A 366-nucleotide genomic window follows, 5' to 3' on the forward strand; every position below is an offset into this window, starting at 1 on the left:
TGGTGGTCGGCACGGCGGGCGTGGTCGTGACCTACCTGTTCAACCTGTTTGACGGCAACTTCCTGCTGGGCAACGAGGGGCGCGAGTTCATCGAACAGCCCAAATGGGTCAAGGCGGGCATCGTGGTCGCGGCGCTGATCTTCCTGTTCAACGTGTCGATGACGGTGTTGAAGGGGCGCAAGACGGCGATCACCAACATCCTGCTGCTGGGCCTTTGGGGTCTGGCGCTGCTGTTCCTCTTTGCCTTCGTGAACCCGGCCAACCTGGCGCTGGACAAGATGTACTGGTGGTACATCGTCCACCTGTGGGTGGAAGGCACCTGGGAACTGGTGATGGCTTCGATCCTGGCCTTCCTGATGCTGAAAC

1 pseudogene is annotated in these 366 nt (G+C 60.4%); it reads left to right on the forward strand.

Annotated elements, in window-relative coordinates:
• Positions 1-366: pseudogene (locus tag E7681_RS18690) on the forward strand (cbb3-type cytochrome c oxidase subunit I); the annotation flags it as partial.

This window comes from Thalassobius vesicularis (assembly GCF_004799325.1).
Lineage (GTDB): Bacteria > Pseudomonadota > Alphaproteobacteria > Rhodobacterales > Rhodobacteraceae > Thalassobius > Thalassobius vesicularis.